This window comes from Ornithinibacillus scapharcae TW25, from assembly GCF_000190475.1.
Taxonomy (GTDB): Bacteria; Bacillota; Bacilli; order Bacillales; family Amphibacillaceae; genus Ornithinibacillus; species Ornithinibacillus scapharcae.
Window position 1 is genome coordinate 1 of sequence record NZ_AEWH01000024.1, and the last position, 20294, is coordinate 20294.

Genomic DNA, 20294 nt, shown 5'->3' on the forward strand with positions numbered 1-20294 from the left:
GGTGGATAATAGTTATGAGATTAACGAAAGATGTAATACAAAAACTATTAGATCTAAATGAGGGATTACAGAAAACAACTAATTTCGTCGATCGTAACTTTAAAGAAACCCATCACTACATAGATAGGGGTGGAAAATTATACATAAACTCTACTGGCAAAGACATCGTGGGCTGATAGCCGTTTTGATAACAACACGATTGCAGATATAGACAAGAAGATTTTTGAAAAAAGTTATTGATGAGCTAAAAACTGAGGAATCAGTAGGTATATTCCAATTTCTCGTTAGTTAATTCGTAGTCTTCTTAGTTATTATATAGTCTTTAACTTCAAGAGAGTTTGAAAAACAATGCGTTTTAACTATTGGGTGCTTTAGTTGAACAAGCCAAATTTACAAGATAGAAAATTTTTTTTACCCTCTGTTCTAAAATAGGAACAGAGGGTTTTTATATGGTTACTTTGTTGTGATTTATTATCTTAAAATTTATGGGAGTTAATTGTTGATGAAACTATGAATTGGATATTTGTATTAAAATACATATAGCATTCTGAATGTTAAGTACTAAATAAACTGTTACTATTAATATGAAAGGAGAGATGTTTCTATATTTTTGGAAAATATTGAATTTTATTAGGCGGTTATGCGTAAGTATAGTAAAATAAAGGAGGAGATAAACTTGAAAAAATTATTGCAAGTGTTGTTTATAGTAGTGTTCTTATTTGTGGCAGGGTGTGATGCCGAAACCTCCAAAGAAAATGAGGTTAAAGAATTTGTAACGGAATATAAAACCAAACAGCATACAATTGAGGACCCTTCAAATATGCCAACAGGATTAGAAATCATAGAGCGCATTAAACCTTATTTGTCAGAAGAAGAATATGAAAAGTTATTAGTAAATCGTGGGCTTGACTATATACCCAAGGTAGCAACGAATATCTCTGCAAGTGTTGAAGTACAAGATGTTGAACTCACTAAAACAGAAGATAATGAAGACGGAACAACCGATTACGACTTTGTTCTAGAATTAAAATTTTATAACGAGGATTTTTCAGAAGTTGTTACAAAGGAAGGGCAATTAACTATACAGGAGGAAAATGGATATAAAGTTACCCGTGATTGGGAAAAGCCTACTCAATTTGAACAAGACGCTATTTCTAAAAAAACAAAACAATAAAACGCTTGAATTTATAATCAAGCGTTTTATATGTCTAATGATTATTGCAAACTGTTGTTAATAGTAAGTTACGCAAACTTTTAAGCCATATAAAATTTGTAACCATCAATGTAATTTTTACTAGAATAAAAAATCTTAGATGAATCAACATAAACTGCCCACGACCCTCTTTAGCCCGCTGCATCTTTGATACCGCCCTCAGTTACATAATTATACAGCGGGTCATAGAATTGCGAATCAGGTTGTCCTTCGCAAACCACTTTTTCACCACATTTACATTTATAGAAATGAGCTAGGTATTTAATTGTGTTCTTTGTTTTATAATCATAAGTATGAGCACCGCCTTGCGCGATCATTCTATGGACTCCATAAATAGCACAAGGTGCAATCCCCGTAGGTTCAATCCCCGTGGACACCTTTTTTTCCTGCTCATTCCCCACAGTTTCATTATCAATGGACTGATCTTTCATAATTCAATATCCCCCTTAATTAATTTTGAATTCTCTCTGGATTATGTTCTCATATATAAAAGTGGAGTCAAGAATAAATAAATCAACTAATCAACCATTTTTTTAATAATCCTTGTTTTATCACATATATAATCTATGAAATCCGGATTGAACCATCTCAAGTTATATATGACTTATTTCAGGAACCCTAAAGTTGGGCAAATATTGAAGCGATTGTAGATATTTAACTAAAGGGTGCGTTAACAAAACAAGGTAAATAACTATAAAAGGGAAAAGATCATTGTATAGGATTGGAGGGGGAAAGTGAATAGATTTTTATTTATTGTAATTATTTTTTTGTTGTATTAAGTATTATTGGTTGTTCAAAGAGTGAGGCTTACGGATCAGAGGAAGCTATTGATAGAGGCGATGTCGTTTACCAAAATGAAGTTGTTAATTTAGAAAGGTTCGAGCAGTTTCTATTAACCTATCTAACAGTAAAGATGATACTATACGAGTTACAAGCTATACTCACTAAGGAGACCCTATATTCCAAGATTTACGATGATGGAAAAGTCATTCATTACAGCAATGATAATTCAAATGATGAATTTGCTGGAAAAGAAAAAGGCAAAGACACCGATGTTTTCAAAGAAGTAACTGAAAACGAAAATCCACAAGGAGAAATTGAATATTTTATTAGTGGTTGCTCCAAGAAAGCTGAACATATTTTAATAAGTGTAAAGAAAAACTGGTATTGTAAATGAAGACTCTTTAAATAGTTAAACAAGGTGATTCCCAGAGGCACCACCTTTTTCTTATGGTTAAAAATTCATTTTTATTTTTGGAATATTATGTTAGTGTTTAAATAGAAGTTGCTTAGCTACGGGGCGGGATAGTGTAAGAGGCAATAACGAATGATACTCAGGCAAAAACGATATACTCCAGTATAAAATATATTCCCTTAGATTCGGATATGAATCTTTGGGAATTTATATTTACGGTTAGCTTTTGTAATTAAAAGTCACCAAATAGTATTTTCATGTGTGTTATAAGTGAAAGGAGTTGAAAGATGTTGCAACAAGCAGTTGGGTCAACTGGACAAGACATAGAGCGAATTGTTGATACGTATGGAAATATGCTATTTAGAATATGTCTTCTTATTTTATGCAATGAGAATGATGCAGAGGATGTCGTACAAGACACTTTTATTAATTATCTAACGAAATCTCCAACCTTTCACGATTCAGAACATGAGAAAGCATGGTTGATCACTGTTGCCACTAATCGCTGCAAGAATATGAGAAGGTTCAATCTTATGCGCAGGCATATAGATATCTGTGATTTGCAACTATATTCTAAGGATGTTGAAAGTTATGGATTGCTCGACCATCTAATGAAATTGCCAAATAAGTATAAGATTGTATTACTACTAAATTATGTAGAGGGCTATAAAGTAGATGAAATAGCGACTCTACTAAACATTACCTCGTCTGCTGTTAAAAAGCGATTGCAACGTGGGAGAGTGATTATCAGAGAAAGTTATCGAAAGGAGAATAGTTGATGGACTTTGACAAGATGAAAGATGCTGTTAAATCTATTGAAATGCCAGAAACAATCAAAAGCCGTGTTAAAAAGAATAGTAATTTATTAGAAAAAGAAAAGTCGGTTCCATTTAGTCCCAAAAAGTGGATTTCAGTAGCATGTGCAATTGCCGTCCTGTTATTAATAATAATTGGCTTTCCATTACCTGATAGAAATGGAAACATAGCTTCAAATTTCACAATTACAGCTTATGCATCTAGTGTGGATGGTAATCAGCTTTATAAAAATCTTTCAGAAGAAAAAGCTATTTTTGAACTAGCAACAGAACAAAGAATGGGTCTTATAACTAGTGTAGCTGACGGTGAGAATAATTTAATTTTTACTGACGTTATTCTAAAAGTAACTGGAGAGCAGATCGAATCAATCACTTATACCTTAAGCGAAGGCAAGTTTATAGAGGATGTAATATTTACAGCTAAAGAGCGTGCAGACAAAGAATGGTTATTATCAGAAAAAATATACATGATGTCTCGTGAGCCTGGTTCGGATGTATATCAGGGTATAAAGGAAGTAGGGAATACCTACACAGTTAACTATAATGAACAGGAAAAACATAAATATACACTTGCAATTCCCCATGATGGTAATTATGTGATAGATGAGGACATAGTAATCCAAGTTATTGTAAAGTATACGGGTGGAAATATGGAACAACAAAATATTCTTGTAACGCAAGAATCCGATTCCATTTCATTAACGCTTAAATAAATTTAGAAAATTATCTCGTTAGTAATCTATATTTTGCAGGACCATTTGAAACAATTCATCAACATAGGGTGTAATAGTTAAACAAGGTGATCCATGTGGGGTCGCCTTTTCTTATGGTTAAAATTCTGATTTTACTTTTGGGATATTATGTTAGTATTTAGTTAGAAGTTATTATGCTAACGGGGCAGGATAGTGAAAGAGTCAAAGTGTTGAATTTGATTGGAGGTGTATGTTTGAAAAGAGTATTATCTCTAATTTTACTTGTTGTAATTTTGGGAGCTTGTGGTCAACAGAATGATGAAAACAACGAAAACACTTCATATGGAGAAAGAGATGAAGGCATCATTGTAGATGTGAAAAAGGAAAGTGATGGAAGATACTTAATATTAACTTTACCAAGTTTGGAGAACATTAACATTGTAGATAAAACAAGAGACGAATTGATTAAACTAGCACAGGAAAATGATGGTGCCTTTTCAAAGTCAGCCCTGAAAAGTACGAAGAATTGGGGTTAGACATCGGAAAACGAATAGTTGGTTATTATGATGCTGAGTTCGAATCGGCCCCCCCTTTACGAATTACTGATAAGATAGAAGTAATTTTGCAATAGTTATTAGGATTTTGTTCAACAAACAGGTGCAAGAGTTGAACAAGGCGGTCATCAGGTGCTTTAATTGAACAAACCTAAATTTTCGAACTATAATGTAATTGGGCATTTAGCAGTGGTTGACGATGTTTGCGCAGGGCCTATATATTAATTGGGGGACCGATGTTTCTCATCACGTGGACGATATTTTGGGTGAGAGGGACCATGTTTTTTCAAGCCGGGACAATATTCCATCCGTGCAGGAGATATTTAATAAAAAGCACGAAATCATACAATAAGCCATGGGTAGGTGAGATATATGCTAGGTTACTATAGTAAACTCTCTTCAGAAGTATATGATATGGACAAATATATTGGACTTTCATTCGGCGATGTAGAATTTTACCGAGAACGCTTAGCCGACTGTCAGGGGAATATTCTCGAACCTGGAGTTGGAACTGGTCGCATTTTAATTCCACTTTTGGAAGCGGGCTATCAAGTTGAGGGCTTCGATGTCTCTGATGAGATGCTGAAAATTTGTCATCGTAATTGTGAGGAAAGAGGGTTACACGCAAATTTATTTAAAGGGCAAATGGAGTCATTTTCTTTAGAAAAAGAATACGAGGCTATTATTGTACCAACTGGGACATTCCTATTGCTTCATAAGAGGGAAGAATCAATAAAGGCATTAAAGAACTTCTACCAGTATCTCTCTATTGGTGGCAGACTGGTGATAGACATTTTCCTGCAAACTGAATTTACATTGGATCGCATATCAACGAGAACCTGGGAGACTCGAAATGGTGATGTAATCACGTTAGAAAGTAAGATAGTAGAAGTGGATTATATTAACCAATATACAATAGCTCATCATCGCTATGAAAAATGGCGCAATGGCGAATTGGTACGAACAGAGCTTGAACGTTTCCCACTTCGGTGGTATGGGGTTGAAGAGTTTAGAACAATTCTGGAACAATTAGGTTTTAAGAATGTTGTGATTTCAGCTGATTATCATTACGAAAAGTACCCAACAGAATCAAGTGAAATGATTACGTTTGAGGCTATTAAATTGTGAGGGGGAAAACGATGATTTATACTGCAACAACACCAAGAAACGTTCAAATCATCTTTCTAATAGTTATACTTCAACAGGCTTTTCAATCTTTAGACGTACCACCATTGTTTGCTTTTATTATTCTCTTAGCCATCTCGATATTCATCACGATTTTTATTACGTATACCGTTAAAATAGTAGATGGAACTTTAATATTCCAAGTACGAGTTTTCAATTTCATGATCTATAACAAAACCGTTCATGCCCAACATATCCTAACAATCAAGTTCAAGAGAGCAGGATGGGGAAAAAAATGTGCCATTGTTAAGAATCAAAAGGGGTTTAACTTTCGAATACTAAATTTTAATCCAGAAACAATTTATAGTGACCTAGACGATTTTGCTAACGAATATCAGATTCCGGTCATAAAGACTAACGATTACAAAATATTAGAGAAATACTATTGAGATTCTATATATAGAAAGGTAGATTAACATGATGGGTTTACTGAATTTAGGTAGTCTGGTGCTTGGTCTTATTGCCTGGATACTTCCTGTTATTTGCCTATTACAGTCTAGCATATATACCGACAAAAAAATGGCAGCTTTTAGAGTCGTGAGCCTAAGTGCCTGTACTTTATCTCTATTTATGCAGCTTTACTATAATCACCATTTAGTCCTAATTGAAGATTGGTCTGCATTAATGGATACATCTGGTGCAGTAGTGATTGTTTCTGCGATTCTTCTTATCGTTACTGTTATATTAAATATCATCACATTGTTCTATCCTAGAAAACTAACAAATTAAAATCTATACGATAGGGGAAAAACCTTGAAAACCGTACTACAAGCGTCTATCTGCTCGATTGTTATTCATTTAATCTATACCTTAACTATTCTAATTATTGACTATATAAAAACTAAAAACTTTACCCCAGACATTTCGAATGCTTACGAAAACTTGGAGATGCTCCAAAGTGAAGTTGCGTTTGGACAGATAGTTTCACCGGTATTTTCGATTATCACGTTTATCGCTATTACCTTGGTTTGTTGGAAAATTATTCTTACAGTGAAAAGAGGGGCCTAAGTCAATTTTGGAGGAGGACACTATATTGTTACGAGTAAATCAAATAACTCCTGAAGCGTTCTACAGGAATAGAAAAGAACTGGAAGTATTCCTGAATGAAAAATTAACACCGTTAGCGAACGAACAGACATGGCTAAAGGATTGGAAACAAATCACACAGCGATTTCGATTACTGACAATTAAAAACATGTCAAAGGATGAAATATTTTCTTATCGATGGAATACAGATGAAATTGAAAAAATGATCAAGGACACATTTGATGAAGTTGAAAAGCATTTAGAGTTTCCTCATGACGTTACGGTAACAGTGCTACCAGCCTTTTATTATCCTTGGTTTCCAGAAGATAAATCAATCTGGACAAATGGATTCACCAATGGGAAGAATAATGTCCTATTAGCAGTGCCTTCACATCCTAATGAACACTTTCTAAAATACATGACTGCTCATGAACTTCATCATGCCACACATACAAATCCAATTTACAAGCTAACTGAAGAAAATTTTCCCTTGGTAGAATGGTACAAAATGGAGGGGGGAGCAGAGTATTTTAGCTTATCCTTATTTGAAGACTACCGATGGTGGAAGAAAGATTTTACTCTAGATATCGAAAGAGTCTATTGGAGCCAAATAAAGGATCAAATAGATACGACAGATAGCCGTGTTAAAGGTCTATTTTGCTTCGGTTCTCCAAAAGATGGAATCCCATATTTGGCAGGGTACGCCTTTGCTTATAAACTGTTTGTGAATTTTACTAAAAACTATCCCGAATTAGATTATCGCGATTTACTAGAAATAGATTCGCAACGTTTGATAGACGCGTATGAAAGTAGAATCCAATTTTAATTGGGAAGATAAATGGTAATTACGAGGATTATCTGCGCTATACACTAAACTAAAATTTGAAGAAAAAAGGAGATAACATATGAAAAACATTAAACTAATGCCGCATGATTTGGCATATGCAAAAGAAATGGCACTTCTATCTTCAAACCCAAAAGTGAAGAACGCATTAGGTCTTAGTGATGATCAAACAACTATAGAAGGAACAGAAAGATTTATAGAATTCATTATCGAACAAGAAAAAAAGCTAGGAAAACAATATTCAAGGTGTATCTTCAATGAAGAAGAGAAATTGATTGGAGTAATAACGCTTAAAGATATAAATAGACAGAAAAAGACCAGTCATATAGGAACATGGATTGGTTACCCGTACTGGGGACAAGGGTATAATGAATTAGCGAAAAAGGAAATCTTATACAAGGCCTTTTATGAGTTGGATTTAGACTATGTCTTTGCAGGGGCAAAGGTTACGAATACTCGTTCACAAAAGGCACAAGAAAAGCTTCCGTATATAACGTTATTTGTGGAGAATGATTTTCCTGATGAACATAGAAAACTAGAGTCGGAGGTTAAAGAGAAATGTATTCTACATGTGATAGAGAAGGATAAGTTTGTAAGCTGGTTTGGGAATAGTTGAAAAAATCTAATTACGAATATTAAGGTGGTTTATTGTTTTGTTAGGGGAGACTTTTTATCATCAGATTAGACAAAAGCGCACAAGTTTTACAATTTTGAGCATCACCTTAATAATTTTCATCTCTGGTATCTCATTTACTTATGTAATTCCAACATTAAAAGGGTTTGATTGGATCTTTGTCTTCATCACGTTAATATCCTATTTTCTAGCCGCCAATGTTTTTATAGGCTTATATAGAAACCGAATATTAATGATCTATATGCTTAGTTTTGCATTAAGTAGTATGGGTATGGGGTGGCGTGTTTGGCTAGAATGGGAAGAATATAGCCTGGTTGAGCATATGAACCCGATAGTGCTTATTGGTTATCCTACTGTTGTTGCGTCGATTATTGTATTGATTTATCAACTGTCTACTAAGTTAAACGCAATAAATAATTAGATAATGAAGACAAAGGTATATTTATTCCTTTGTCTCCCTGCGTTACACCAATACCTTTTTCAACTCAATCTCATCTCTAATCGGAATCCCATCATTCCCTATGAAAGGTATCTCAGGTTTTATTTCTCGAGCCTTTTCCACTGCATTATGGAAGATATTGGACAAGACGTAACCCTTCTTTTGATAAAACTTTAGAGCTAACAAATTATCGTTTGTAGTGATTAACTTCACGGTATTACAGTTGTTTTGAAGAGCAACTTTTTCTACTTCTTGAATAAGTAATGTACCGATACCTTTGCCCTCAATTATGCTATCCAATGATATAATCTCACATTCGTTGTTTGTTTGGATATACGTAATTAGGCCAATGATTTGATCCTCATCATTTACAGCCACAAAACCGTCTAACGTCGAACAGTCATATCTCCCAGTTGAGATAACCATTTCAGGACTTCCCCAATGTTGCGTGAAGAATTCGACTATCTTGTCTCTATGGAACAACTCAATAGGTTGTATTTTCATTAACCAGACCCCCTTAATTATCACTATCTAGTACTATTATAAAATATAACTCTCTACATGTATTAATTATTAAATAAGTTGGTTTTCTCTCCATCAATTAATAATGACCAAGCTCCCTTATAGGGAAAAGTAAGACTACCATTAAAGAGATACACGGGTTCATTGGTTGATGCATCGAGGTTCGTTGCTTCAAGTAAGAATATGGCCTCTTCTATTGCTATACCGTCCTTATTTAGTAGTTTAACTTCGAGTTCTTTTTTTTCTTGCCAAGAACTTTCAATATAGAAATTTGATGCTTTACCAATCTCAAATTCGATTGGGGAGTCTACTAATGTGTAATGTTTTGATTTGGGGAATGGTGGTAAGATATTAAGAGTGAATGTCCCATGTAATGTATCTTCTACATAAAAAGATAATTGCCACTCTCCCTCGCTTGTAAATGGTAAGAAACTTGTCAATGTGTGTGCATCTTCACTATGGAGAGGGGAGAAAAGAGTTCCATTTGCAATGGTGATCTTTTCACCTGTATGACTCATTGCTTCCACTTTGTATTGCTTATTTAAAAGCTCTTCTGGATTACCCCAAAAAAATATCATTTGTTTCGCAACACGCCGATGATCTTCAGCGACGAAATGATCAAATGTATTTAATAGTGCTACACTGCCTTGAACACCGATGACTTCTTGCTTGGTATCTGATAAGGTAAACTTTTCGCCTACTGGAGCATTAAATTCCACAAGACCTGCTTGATGTGGAGGGTTTTCATTTGTCCTATTTAGCTCATCCATTATAAGAATACTAAAAAAAGCAATAGCAACTATAATTGCGATAATCGGTTTGAATGTTATTTTTTCTTTTTGTAGTGCTTCTTGTCGATAAGATTCATCATAATTCGTTGTTTCTGTTTATCCTCTAATGAATACTTAGGAAGATTGCTTAATTCTTTATGAATTTGTTCTTCATACTTCATAATGAAATCCCTCCGCTTCCAATTTCACTTTTATTTTCTTTAACGCACGATGGTATATTACATTGACTTTGTTTTGGCTGCATCTAAGTACTGTACTTACTTCTTTAGGCGACATCTCCATTATTCCTCTCAAAATAACAACTTCTTTATATGGCGGCGAAAGTTGTTGAATTGCTTTACTTAATAAACTATATTCAAAGCTTTTTATAAGGCTATTTTCGATATCATTTTTTAATGATTGTTCTGTTGTTAGGTAATATTTGATTCTTTCCCAAACTTGATTTCTTCTATATCGATCGATTACTAAATTTCTTGCGATTGCAATAAGCCATGTTTTTGGGTGTGAGTCTTCCTTATATTTCGATAGTTTCTGCAAAGCAATATAAAAAGTATCCTGTACCAGATCTTCAACCTCTACGGTTCCGGTAAAGTAAACTAGAAAGTTTGTTACATCACTTTCAAAGTCTTGAAACCAATTTTCAATCGAATGCTTCTCCATCTTATCCCCCCTTACCTATTTGACGAATAAGTTTAAAAGTAATTACAAGAAATACAACAAAATTAAATCTAACGATATTTTAGTAAATAAAGGGTAATACATTGCCTGCATAGCATTATCTGAACATCTTATTGCTTATTAGAAAAGGAGGAAAGGTCGAAAGAAATAATTCCTGAAGTACAGAAAGTGGAAGGTGACTCAACTATAGCCCTAAAGGGGGAGCGTTGTTAATTGATAACGTATCTTATCTTATCGGATTATTAAATGAGTAGGGGGTTTTTACCATTTTATTTTCTACAATTTATTTATCTGCCCTATATAATGAATTTTCTAATAACATTCTAGCATAATATTCTGATATTATTAAATTGGAGTTATTATTTATGTAGTTAATAGGGAAAAGAGGAACGAAGCTATGTCTTATTGTAAAGTTCGAAAAGCAGAGATATATTATGAAGATTTAGGGGAAGGAATTCCAATTATTATGATACACGGGTTTTCCCCAGATCATCGCTTAATGAAGGGGTGTATGGAACCACTATTTAAAGAGAGAAAGGGTTGGCGGAGAATTTATATCGATTTACCGGGGATGGGGAGAACGAAAAACTACCAAGATATAAGCACCTCTGATGATATGCTGGAATCCGTTATAGAATTTATTGACCACATAATACCAAATCAGGATTATGTGATTGCTGGCGAATCATATGGTGGATATCTGGCAAGGGGAATTATACACAAGCAATTGCAACATATAAAAGGTGCTGCTTTTATATGCCCGGTCATCTATCCCTATGCTAAAGATCGGTCACTTGTACCTCATATTGTGATGAAACGAGATGAAAGTTTCCTAGAAAGCTTATCCCCAGAAGAGCTGGAAGATTTTTCTCATAACAATGTCGTGCTTAATGAACACACTTGGGTAAGGTATAACCAGGAAGTAGTGAGTGGAGCAAGGATAAGTGATAGCAGGTTATTAAGTAAGGTTCAGCAAAACTATGGTTTTTCCTTTTCGATTGACCAGTATGAATTTCATAAGCCGAGTGTTTTCCTGTTGGGAAGACAAGATTCAGTGGTAGGTTATCAAGATGCACTTAATCTATTAAATAAGTATTCAAGAGGTACATTCGGGATATTGGATGAAGCGGGTCACAATCTACAAATCGAGAAAGATATCCTGTTTAATAGCTTAATCAATGATTGGCTGGACAGGGTTAATGAAAACTAAGATAATATCCTGAATTTTGATAATATTTATTAGAAAATTATGCTATTATAGAATAGTTAGTGCAATTATAATTAAATAAGATAATCATACAAGGGTAAAAACAAAGGGGGCATAGCAATGTCTGAACATCCTAATGCTTTATTAGAAAAAGAAGAAGAAGTCGAGAGGAAAAGTCCTGAAGTGAAGAAAGTGGAAGGTGAACCAACTGCAGCGTTTAAAGGGGCTTCTTGGGCAGCGTTATTAATTGGTACCGCTGCTTATCTTATCGGATTATTTAATGCTGGTATGGAATTAAATGAGAAGGGGTATTATTTTGCTATCTTAATTTTTGGTTTATATGCTGCCATATCCGTTCAAAAAACCGTACGTGATAAGGAAGAGGGCGTACCAGTAACTAACATATATTATGGTGTTAGCTGGTTAGCATTGGTGATTGCGATTTCGTTAATGGCTATCGGGCTGTATAATGCTGGAAGTATTACCTTAAGTGAGAAGGGCTTTTACGGTATGGCATATGTTCTTAGTCTATTTGCTGCGATTACGGTTCAGAAGAACATTCGCGATACACAGCAAGCCCGGGAGAAAAGTAACTAATAGGACAATGAGATTTCAAGTGGCATTGCAGAATTATCTGTGATGCTATTTTTTTCATAAGGCAATGAAGATTATATATTAGGAGAAGGGGTGAAAATGCTGGAATACTGTATCATTCCATACGATGTAAAATACGCTGAACCAACGGTACAGATGTGGCGAGATAGTAAAGAGGCAGCTATAGGACAAAAGGAAATTCACAGCTTCGATAATCATGTTTATTTTCTCAACCAAATTTTATCGCAGGAATATCAGGTTGAACTAGTTTTACTAGAAGAGAATGTTATAGGTATGGTTGCTTTTAATGAGTCGGAAATAAACCAGCTCTATATTCACAAGGACTATCAGGGATTCGGTATTGGAACAAAGTTATTAGATAGAGTCAAAGCGTGCTCAAAGGGGAAGATCCAATTAAATACATTTGAGATAAACAAAAATGCGCAACGGTTTTATGAACGAAATGGCTTTAAGATAATTGGGCGAGGGCATGAGAATGAGGAGAACTTACCGGATATCCTATATGAATGGAATACAGGTGAGTGATTTGTTTAATTTTGCTAATAAGTGAAAAAATGAATTGACTTGATTATTTTTCTGTACTACAATAGTAAAAATTTAGTATATGATATGGCTATGAAGAGAAGAGTAGTTTTGATGAATTATTTTCAGAGAGCTCCGGTTGGTGGGAAGGAGTAATAATAATCTTAATGAAAAAAGGCTCGGAGCTTCGCATGGATCTAAGTGAATCTTAGTGATACTGCGACGGGATCTCCCGTTACAGAGATAAGGTATAATCAACTTGTTCGGGGATTGGTAGTGAGTTTTTCCCGAAAACAGAAGTTGCCGTACCTGAAGAGGTTGATATGGTGACATATCAATAAACTGAGGTGGTACCACGAAGATATAACCCTCGTCCTCAAGATGAATAATCTTGGGGGTGAGGGTTTTTTTGTTATGTAGAGAAAAGTTTTGTAAGGATTTTAACCAAAAAAGGAGGAAGTTTCATGAGTTATGAACAAATCAATCTACGAATCGAAAAGTTAGAAGCATTAGGCGGTGCAGGATACCTGGATAGATATGAAACGAATTATGTTTTATACGAAGCGGCACAACTAGAGGACGGTATATCAGGGGTGCGGGTTGCCGGAAGAATAATGGGAATTCGCAGCTTCAAAAAAATAATTTTTATTACATTATCTGATGTTCAGGGAAGCGTACAATTACTATTGAAAATGGATGAGGTTGGGGAAGAAGCATTTAATCATTTTCAAAATCAATTTGATATTGGAGATTTTATCGGTGTAGAAGGAAGAATGTACACGACAAATTCCGGAGAAAAAACTCTTCGTGTGGAACAGTATGGTTTTCTTGGAAAAGCACTGAGGCCGCTCCCTGAAAAATGGCATGGATTAAATAATGTCGAACTTCGCTACAGACAGCGGTATTTAGACTTAATGATGACAGAAGAAACGAGAAGAAGAATGTTAATTAGAACAAAAATGGTTAGTGTTATTCGTAGGTTCTTGGAGGAGCAGGGTTTTATGGAAGTTGAAACACCTGTGCTTCAACATACTTCTTCTGGTGCATTGGCAAAACCTTTTCGAACGTACCATAACGCTTTAGACACAGAATTGAATTTGAGAATCGCACCAGAGACCTATTTAAAACGATTAATCGTCGGTGGTTTTACGAAAATATTTGAATTCGCAAAGTGCTTTCGAAATGAGGGAATAAGTCCGCAGCATCTCCAGGAATTTACCATGGTCGAGGGTTATGTTGCTTATTGGAATTATAAAGACACCATGAATTTAATGCGCGAAATGATTGTAACCATTATGGAAGAAACCTTTCAAACAACGATGATTTCCATAAATGGTAGTATGATAGACTTTTCTCAGGAATGGGAGGTTATTTCATTTCAGGAATTAATTTTAAGAGATACCGGGATTAATATCGCTCTTTATCCTAAGGTGAAAGATTTATATGAAGAAGTCAAAAGAAGAAATATTGATTTAGATCATCATGAAATAGAGTCGTTAGGTCGAGGAAATTTTATTGATTTATTATACAAAAAAGTGTCCAGACCGGGTTTGATAAAACCAACATTCCTAATCGAACATCCGATAGACCTTTCACCTTTGGCTAGGGCTAATGATGAAAATCCTAGCATAACAGAACGATTCCAACTAGTAATCAATGGTGCCGAAGTAATCAACGCCTATTCGGAATTAGTAGACCCGCGTGAACAGAGAAGAAGGTTAATGGAGCAAGCATTGCTTAGAAATAATGGGGATCAAGAAGCAATGGAAATGGATGAGGATTATTTAACAGCCATGGAATATGGGATGCCACCGATATCTGGATTTGGTTTTGGTGTTGAGCGTCTATTAATGGTATTAACTAACTGTGAAAAAGTAAAAGACTGTGTTTTATTTCCGTTAACTAGGAAGTTATAGAGGATGTGTTTGATATTTAGGTGGGGAGCTGCACGTGAGACATCAAGAGTAGGACGTGAACTCACCAAAGTCGCGCGGGTATCATCCATAGAAACGCGAGTGTCTCCAAAAATCGCGCGTGCTCTCACAATAGAAACGCCAACTCCACCCTAGGTCGCGCGAACACTATCAAAACTCACGCCGCAACGAACGTGCCGCGCAGGAATCATCAGCGCCCGCGTAACCTTCATCAAACATGGCGCTAGAACACCAAGTCCCCGCGCGCCCGTAAACATCCGCACGAGCAGCCACCAAAGTCGCGCGAGCTCTCACAAAAGAAGCGCCGGAAGCTTGCGAGGTCGCGCGAACACAATCAAAACCCACGCGGCAACGAACGTGCGCGTGGTAATCAACAGAGCCCGCGTAACCTTCATCAAACATGGCGCTAGAACACCAATTCCCCGCGCGCCCGTAAACATTCGCGCGAGCAGCCACCAAAGTCGCGCGAGCTCTCACAAAAGAAACGCCGGAAGCTTGCGAGGTCGCGCGAACACAATCAAAACCCACGCCGCAACGAGTGTGCCGCGCGGAAACCAACAGCCCGCGTAACCTTCATCAAACTTGGCGCGAGTTCACCTAGCGCCCGCGCACCAATCACCACCCCCGGCGCGACTATACTTAAATCTCGGCGCGCTGAACTGCCCCACCCCACCTCCAAAACAAAAAATCCCCCTTCGCCAGGGGGATTCACTTAAATAAGCTTATTTATAACTTCCAGTCACAAACAACTTCTCTTTACCACCAAGCTTGGAGGTTGCTGAGATTTTTAGATTTTTCACTCCGCCAATATCGAGGGTAACGTTGTGTGCTGCACTACCTGGTGATAGTGTAATATCCTTTAACACAACTCCATTATCATCTGATACTTTTATGCGGTAGCTTTCTTGTTTGTTTAAAGCAATAAATGTAAGCTCAACCTTTTGGAATTTATTATCTGGAACTAGGCTAAAGCTCGTAGCTGCTGAGTTTAGGTTATCCATTAAAACTCCAGATTTGTAGTCAATACCATCATTTACGGTATATGCTTTGTCCTCTGTCTTAAAAACTGAGCTATTATCTTGAACACGTTCCATTTTCTCTCTAATAATTGGAATGCTAATTAAACGTTCACCAAGTGTAATCGTACGGCTTTTGCCATTCCAATCTACCGCAACTCCAAGAGCCTCAGAAATAGATCTTGCTGGTAAATATGTAGCTCCTTGGTAAACAATTGGTGCAATTTTCTTACCGCTTTGGTCAGTAGGTTGCCAATCTTTTCCGTTTAACTGAAACTTGATGGACCAGTCAAAGTGAGCCGAAATCTTTTCTAGAACTGGTGCAGCTGTAGCTCCAATGGTAATTCCGAATACCAATGAAACACCGATAATGATTGCTAATAGTTTTTTCTTCATTTTTACCCTCCGTATAAATAATTTAAATATTTTGTCTACATAATTAAGTATAAAGTAGTACCTTGTCCAAACAAGTGCAATTCGGCCTATGAGGGATTTGTCGAATCATGAGATATACGCTCGAAAATTTGTAGTTATATAGGAAAATAATACTAATTAATCATATCTAGCTAAAATCTGGAATACTGTAATGGGAAAAACATCTTAGTTAAAAAACGTATTTTTCCCAGCATTTCATATCTTTTGTCATGATGTCATTAGTTAAAGCAAAACAAAAAAGTGGACTCACATGAGTCCACCTTAAAAACGGAAGTAAATAAATGGATTATAAGTTGAATTAACAAGGAACATGGTCACCATAAGAAGTAATCCTAAATAAACAAACGAACTTATGCTAAAGCGCATAGTTGCGAGGATTTGGCGACGTTCCCCTAATTGATCTAGTCTTTTTTGAATCCATGGTAATAGTGGTAAGCTAAACAGGATTCCTAGAACGATTAAGTATGCTTGGTCATGAAGATATAGTAAAGCTGTTTTATCAATCAATCCTGCAGCACCTATTCCAAACATGCTTTGAAGATAGTCAAAGGAATAGCTAAAGTTGTCTGCACGGAAAAATACCCAACCTACCATGACAACAAAGATTACATATAAATGCTGGAATGGTCTCCAAGTTTTTTCTAAAACTTTATTAAAGCCAAGTCTTTCCACACAAATGATGATTCCATAATAAAATCCCCATGCCATAAATGTCCAGCTTGCACCATGCCAAAATCCTGTAATCGTCCAGACAATTAATAAATTTCGATAGGTTTTCCAGGGACCTTTACGATTACCACCTAGTGGGATATAGACATAATCTCGAAACCAACTAGAGAGGGAAATATGCCATCTTCTCCAGAATTCCCCTATACTTCGAGCAATATATGGATAATTAAAGTTGATTAGAAATTCAAATCCAAACATTTTTCCAAGTCCAATGGCCATATCACTGTAACCTGAGAAATCAAAGTAAATTTGTAATGTATAGGCTAAAATTCCAATCCATGCGGTTGTAACACTTAGTTCGCCAGGATTTGTAGCGAAAATCGTATCAGCGATTTCACCCAGCGGATTTGCGATAAGAACTTTTTTGGATAGACCAATAATAAATTGTCGAATTCCAGCAGCAAATAATTCTAGATTATGAATGCGAGCTTTTATTTGGTCCGCAATCGTGTTATAACGGACAATTGGTCCGGCAACAAGTTGTGGAAATAGTGCAATGTATAGCGCTAAATCCCATACATTCTTCTGTACCTTTGCATCATTTCGATAAACATCAATAACATAGCTCATTGCCTGGAAGGTAAAGAACGAGATACCAATTGGGAGAGGCAAAGGTTCAAATGATATTGAAAGGTTAAATAGTGCATTGATATTTTCAATTAAGAACCCACTATATTTATAAAATCCAAGAATTGCTAAGTTAACTAAAATGGATAAGACCAGAACAATTTTTTTACTTGAATGTTTTTCTCGTAAAGCCTGAATTAGTAATCCAAATATGTAATTGATAAATATAGAGAAAATCATCAAAAAGACGTACTTCGGCTCTCCCCATGCGTAAAAGAAAAGACTGGCGAGGAGAAGTAAAACATTCTTCAGGCCTCTTGGTACGATATAATAAACCAACAAAACCGCTGGTAAAAATGCAAATAAAAACACTAAGCTACTAAAAACCACGAAATCCACACCTTAACCTGAAATAAATACCATGAACTAATAGTAATAATAGAAACTACGAAAGTCAATATGAGAGAGAAGTTGTTGATTTCTACAAATTACTGTCCCTTTTTGTCATCCTATCTGATAGAATACTAGTAAAGAGATTGTAAATAAATTGTAATATAGATGGGGGAATACAATTGAGAAAGAAACATGTCCTCGCAATGGTGTTGGTTGTTTTGATCATCCTATTTACGAATCAATCTGTATCCATGGCAGAGGGAATAAGTGTTTATGCGAACGGTGAACGTGTGGATTATGATGTCCAACCTATTAATGTAGATAACCGGGTAATGGTGCCGATACGTTATACATCTGAGTTTTTAGATGCAACTGTACATTATGATAAAAAAAAGAAAAAGGTTACGATTAGTGAAAAAGGAAATAAAGTAGAATTCACGATTGGTAAAAAAGAAGTGATTGTGAACGGGAAGAAAAAATCGATTGATATTGCGCCTAAAATCTATCGTTCTAGAACGGTCGTACCAATTCGTTTTATGGTAGAAGCATTTGGATATGATGTGATGTGGGATTCTGAAATCCGTTCTGTTGTTATCAACACAACAGGAAAATTTATCTACCCACAGGAAGAAATTATTATTCCAGTTTTAATGTACCATCATTTCCATGAAACTACATTCTCTAATTCTACGATTCATCCAAATGAATTCAAAGAACAAATGAGTTATTTGAAGAAGAATGGATATGTGACCATAACCAATAAGGATTTAGTGTTATTTTCTCAAGGTAAAAAAATCTTACCGAAAAAGCCTATCCTTGTAACGATGGATGATGGGTATGAAAGTAATTATACGTACGCCTATCCAGTATTAAAAGAGCTGAATATGAAGGGTACTATTTATGTAATTGGTAGCAGGATGCGTGAAACGAACGAAACTCCTACACAGGCTGGAATTACGCCGAAGCTTTCTTGGGAACAAGCAAAAGAAATGTATGAAGCAGGTGTCATGGATATTCAGAATCATACTTATAACATGCATGACAAAGCCGAAAATAAGTATGGTAAAGAGGACGCTCTCATTAAAGCACCTGTTGTTATCAATGGGAAGCTAGAATCAAAAACGCAATATGAGAAACGAGTGCGAGAAGATCTCAAGAAAAATAAGAAGCTTATTGAGGAGAAAGTAGGCAATGAAGTAATTGGTCTTGCTTACCCATATGGAATCTTCAGTGACGACTCTGAAAAAATTCTTAAAGAAACAGGTCATAAGCTCTCTGTTACGACTAAAACAGGTATTAATAAGCGATCAGGTGGAGCGTATCTATTAAATCGTATTAATGTTCCTCCAGGTACAACTGGAAAAGACCTAGTGGAAATGTTTCAACAATATTAAATAGATTAATAGTAACGAAAGGCGAGACGGTGTTTTCGTCTTTCGTTACTGTAATAACTCCCATAATTCGGCAACGGATTCTTCAGTTAGCACATAAACCTTCTCTTCATGATTTGCTTGGACAAACTTACCTTCCTTCTCGTCTAATGAAAGTAAAAAAATACCTTCTCCATTGTTTAACTCTATTTGGTAGTCTGGTTCAAAACCTATACCTTCATTCTCTTGTAACACAGCGTTGTTCATTGATTCAACGAATGTCTCAATTTCTGCCGTTTCTTCAAAAGAAATTCTGGAGTCCAACTGGAGTTCAATTAAACCTTTAACCTCATAGACATCGATACGTTCTAACTCTTCCATGCTAATCATGTCTACTACCGTACATCCACTTAATAATAATATAAAAGTAAAACAAGCCAACCATACACGCTTCATAACGACCCACCTCTATTTGTTAAAATTTCCCTAGCAATGATATCAATTTCTTCTATTTTATCGCTCTCAGAAGGATGATAAGCTAATTGTTGTACTTCTTTGTAAAACAATAATTGATAGTTTTTTTCCATCGGTTGAATTAACTCTAGTAAACACCAATACTTCCAAATCGAATCATCACTTATTAGAATATTTTTAATATATGGGACTGTCTCTTTATAATAAGTACGTAGAAGGTTTACAATTTCTGTCGCAATCGGCCAATTGATGTCCTGAATCCATGTTAATAGTTCTGGCAAAATCGGTACGACTTCCTCTTTACTAGCTTGTTGTAGCTGAACGATTGCATTGGTATCAAATTTATTCTTTGGTATCATCTGATTACTCCTGAATTTATTTACTTTATTAAATTCTAGTAAAATCTTTAAAATCCTCTATTTACCTCCAACTAAATTAGTCTCA

25 protein-coding genes and 1 other annotated feature are annotated in these 20294 nt (G+C 35.6%); of the genes, 16 read left to right on the forward strand and 9 right to left on the reverse strand.

Features of this window, described 5'->3' with window-relative positions:
* The first annotated feature begins 676 nt into the window (after window positions 1–676).
* The gene (locus G5W_RS0106150) at window positions 677–1174 is read left to right on the forward strand and encodes a hypothetical protein (RefSeq protein WP_010095120.1); all 498 of its coding nucleotides are present in this window, start codon (window positions 677–679) and stop codon (window positions 1172–1174) included.
* Window positions 1175–1344: 170 nt separating this feature from the next.
* Here the strand turns inward: G5W_RS0106150 and G5W_RS0106155 are convergent, their stop codons facing one another.
* Window positions 1345–1644, reverse strand: coding sequence for a hypothetical protein (locus G5W_RS0106155; protein WP_010095122.1), 300 nt, complete (start codon window positions 1642–1644; stop codon window positions 1345–1347).
* 1051 nt (window positions 1645–2695) lie between these two features.
* On the opposite strand from G5W_RS0106155, the gene G5W_RS0106165 reads away from it, so the two are divergent.
* The 10 genes from G5W_RS0106165 to G5W_RS0106210 all read left to right on the forward strand — a co-directional run bounded on the left by G5W_RS0106165 (window position 2696) and on the right by G5W_RS0106210 (window position 8579).
* Complete coding sequence (locus tag G5W_RS0106165) at window positions 2696–3187, forward strand: RNA polymerase sigma factor (RefSeq protein WP_010095124.1); 492 nt, start codon at window positions 2696–2698, stop codon at window positions 3185–3187.
* Window positions 3187–3936, forward strand: a complete 750-nt coding sequence (locus G5W_RS0106170) for a hypothetical protein (RefSeq protein ID WP_010095125.1) — start codon at window positions 3187–3189, stop codon at window positions 3934–3936. The genes G5W_RS0106165 and G5W_RS0106170 overlap by 1 nt, the downstream gene beginning before the upstream one ends.
* Before the next feature lie 233 nt (window positions 3937–4169).
* On the forward strand, window positions 4170–4451 hold the full coding sequence (locus tag G5W_RS0106175; RefSeq protein WP_010095126.1) for a hypothetical protein: 282 nt from the start codon (window positions 4170–4172) through the stop codon (window positions 4449–4451).
* 390 nt (window positions 4452–4841) lie between these two features.
* Complete coding sequence (locus G5W_RS0106180) at window positions 4842–5597, forward strand: class I SAM-dependent methyltransferase (protein ID WP_010095127.1); 756 nt, start codon at window positions 4842–4844, stop codon at window positions 5595–5597.
* Between the two features lie 11 nt (window positions 5598–5608).
* Window positions 5609–6043 (forward strand): hypothetical protein, encoded by a 435-nt coding sequence (locus tag G5W_RS0106185; protein ID WP_010095128.1) that lies wholly within the window; start codon window positions 5609–5611, stop codon window positions 6041–6043.
* Between the two features lie 28 nt (window positions 6044–6071).
* The gene (locus G5W_RS0106190) at window positions 6072–6383 is read left to right on the forward strand and encodes a hypothetical protein (protein ID WP_029191033.1); all 312 of its coding nucleotides are present in this window, start codon (window positions 6072–6074) and stop codon (window positions 6381–6383) included.
* Window positions 6384–6407: 24 nt separating this feature from the next.
* Window positions 6408–6662, forward strand: coding sequence for a hypothetical protein (locus tag G5W_RS0106195; protein WP_010095132.1), 255 nt, complete (start codon window positions 6408–6410; stop codon window positions 6660–6662).
* 25 nt (window positions 6663–6687) lie between these two features.
* A complete protein-coding gene (locus tag G5W_RS0106200; protein ID WP_010095134.1) occupies window positions 6688–7506 on the forward strand; it encodes a DUF2268 domain-containing putative Zn-dependent protease in 819 nt (272 codons plus the stop codon).
* Between the two features lie 79 nt (window positions 7507–7585).
* The gene (locus G5W_RS0106205; RefSeq protein ID WP_010095136.1) at window positions 7586–8140 is read left to right on the forward strand and encodes a GNAT family N-acetyltransferase; all 555 of its coding nucleotides are present in this window, start codon (window positions 7586–7588) and stop codon (window positions 8138–8140) included.
* A 37-nt stretch (window positions 8141–8177) separates the two neighbouring features.
* Entirely contained in the window at window positions 8178–8579 is a 402-nt protein-coding gene (locus tag G5W_RS0106210; protein ID WP_010095137.1) for a hypothetical protein, read from the forward strand.
* A gap of 42 nt (window positions 8580–8621) precedes the next feature.
* Here the strand turns inward: G5W_RS0106210 and G5W_RS0106215 are convergent, their stop codons facing one another.
* From G5W_RS0106215 to G5W_RS0106230, 4 genes are all read right to left on the reverse strand, one after another.
* Window positions 8622–9101, reverse strand: a complete 480-nt coding sequence (locus tag G5W_RS0106215) for a GNAT family N-acetyltransferase (protein WP_010095138.1) — start codon at window positions 9099–9101, stop codon at window positions 8622–8624.
* Between the two features lie 62 nt (window positions 9102–9163).
* On the reverse strand, window positions 9164–9889 hold the full coding sequence (locus G5W_RS0106220; RefSeq protein WP_010095139.1) for a hypothetical protein: 726 nt from the start codon (window positions 9887–9889) through the stop codon (window positions 9164–9166).
* 56 nt (window positions 9890–9945) lie between these two features.
* On the reverse strand, window positions 9946–10071 hold the full coding sequence (locus G5W_RS24470; protein WP_010095140.1) for a hypothetical protein: 126 nt from the start codon (window positions 10069–10071) through the stop codon (window positions 9946–9948).
* Window positions 10061–10570, reverse strand: a complete 510-nt coding sequence (locus tag G5W_RS0106230; RefSeq protein WP_010095142.1) for an RNA polymerase sigma factor — start codon at window positions 10568–10570, stop codon at window positions 10061–10063. The genes G5W_RS24470 and G5W_RS0106230 overlap by 11 nt, the downstream gene beginning before the upstream one ends.
* Before the next feature lie 415 nt (window positions 10571–10985).
* Between G5W_RS0106230 and G5W_RS0106235 the strand changes: the two genes are divergently transcribed.
* The 4 genes from G5W_RS0106235 (at window position 10986) to lysS (ending at window position 14848) form a co-directional block, all read left to right on the forward strand.
* A complete protein-coding gene (locus tag G5W_RS0106235; RefSeq protein WP_010095143.1) occupies window positions 10986–11798 on the forward strand; it encodes an alpha/beta fold hydrolase in 813 nt (270 codons plus the stop codon).
* A 117-nt stretch (window positions 11799–11915) separates the two neighbouring features.
* Window positions 11916–12392 (forward strand): inner membrane protein YiaA, encoded by a 477-nt coding sequence (gene yiaA / locus G5W_RS0106240; RefSeq protein WP_010095144.1) that lies wholly within the window; start codon window positions 11916–11918, stop codon window positions 12390–12392.
* 96 nt (window positions 12393–12488) lie between these two features.
* Entirely contained in the window at window positions 12489–12935 is a 447-nt protein-coding gene (locus G5W_RS0106245; protein ID WP_010095145.1) for a GNAT family N-acetyltransferase, read from the forward strand.
* A gap of 81 nt (window positions 12936–13016) precedes the next feature.
* Window positions 13017–13313, forward strand: a binding site (T-box leader).
* Between the two features lie 83 nt (window positions 13314–13396).
* Window positions 13397–14848, forward strand: a complete 1452-nt coding sequence (gene lysS, locus G5W_RS0106250; RefSeq protein WP_010095146.1) for a lysine--tRNA ligase — start codon at window positions 13397–13399, stop codon at window positions 14846–14848.
* Window positions 14849–15588: 740 nt separating this feature from the next.
* On the opposite strand, the gene G5W_RS0106265 is transcribed toward lysS, so the two are convergent.
* Together G5W_RS0106265 and G5W_RS0106270 are read right to left on the reverse strand one after the other, a co-directional pair.
* Window positions 15589–16278: a stalk domain-containing protein gene (locus G5W_RS0106265; RefSeq protein ID WP_010095150.1), complete on the reverse strand. Its 690-nt coding sequence runs from the start codon at window positions 16276–16278 to the stop codon at window positions 15589–15591.
* Window positions 16279–16578: 300 nt separating this feature from the next.
* On the reverse strand, window positions 16579–18003 hold the full coding sequence (locus G5W_RS0106270) for an MBOAT family O-acyltransferase (RefSeq protein ID WP_010095151.1): 1425 nt from the start codon (window positions 18001–18003) through the stop codon (window positions 16579–16581).
* 182 nt (window positions 18004–18185) lie between these two features.
* Between G5W_RS0106270 and G5W_RS22695 the strand changes: the two genes are divergently transcribed.
* Complete coding sequence (locus G5W_RS22695; protein WP_010095152.1) at window positions 18186–19400, forward strand: stalk domain-containing protein; 1215 nt, start codon at window positions 18186–18188, stop codon at window positions 19398–19400.
* A 45-nt stretch (window positions 19401–19445) separates the two neighbouring features.
* Here the strand turns inward: G5W_RS22695 and G5W_RS0106280 are convergent, their stop codons facing one another.
* Together G5W_RS0106280 and G5W_RS0106285 are read right to left on the reverse strand one after the other, a co-directional pair.
* Window positions 19446–19832, reverse strand: coding sequence for a YhfM domain-containing protein (locus tag G5W_RS0106280; protein ID WP_010095153.1), 387 nt, complete (start codon window positions 19830–19832; stop codon window positions 19446–19448).
* On the reverse strand, window positions 19829–20209 hold the full coding sequence (locus G5W_RS0106285) for a DUF5071 domain-containing protein (RefSeq protein ID WP_010095155.1): 381 nt from the start codon (window positions 20207–20209) through the stop codon (window positions 19829–19831). Before G5W_RS0106285 ends, G5W_RS0106280 begins: the two co-directional genes overlap by 4 nt.
* Window positions 20210–20294 lie beyond the last annotated feature (85 nt).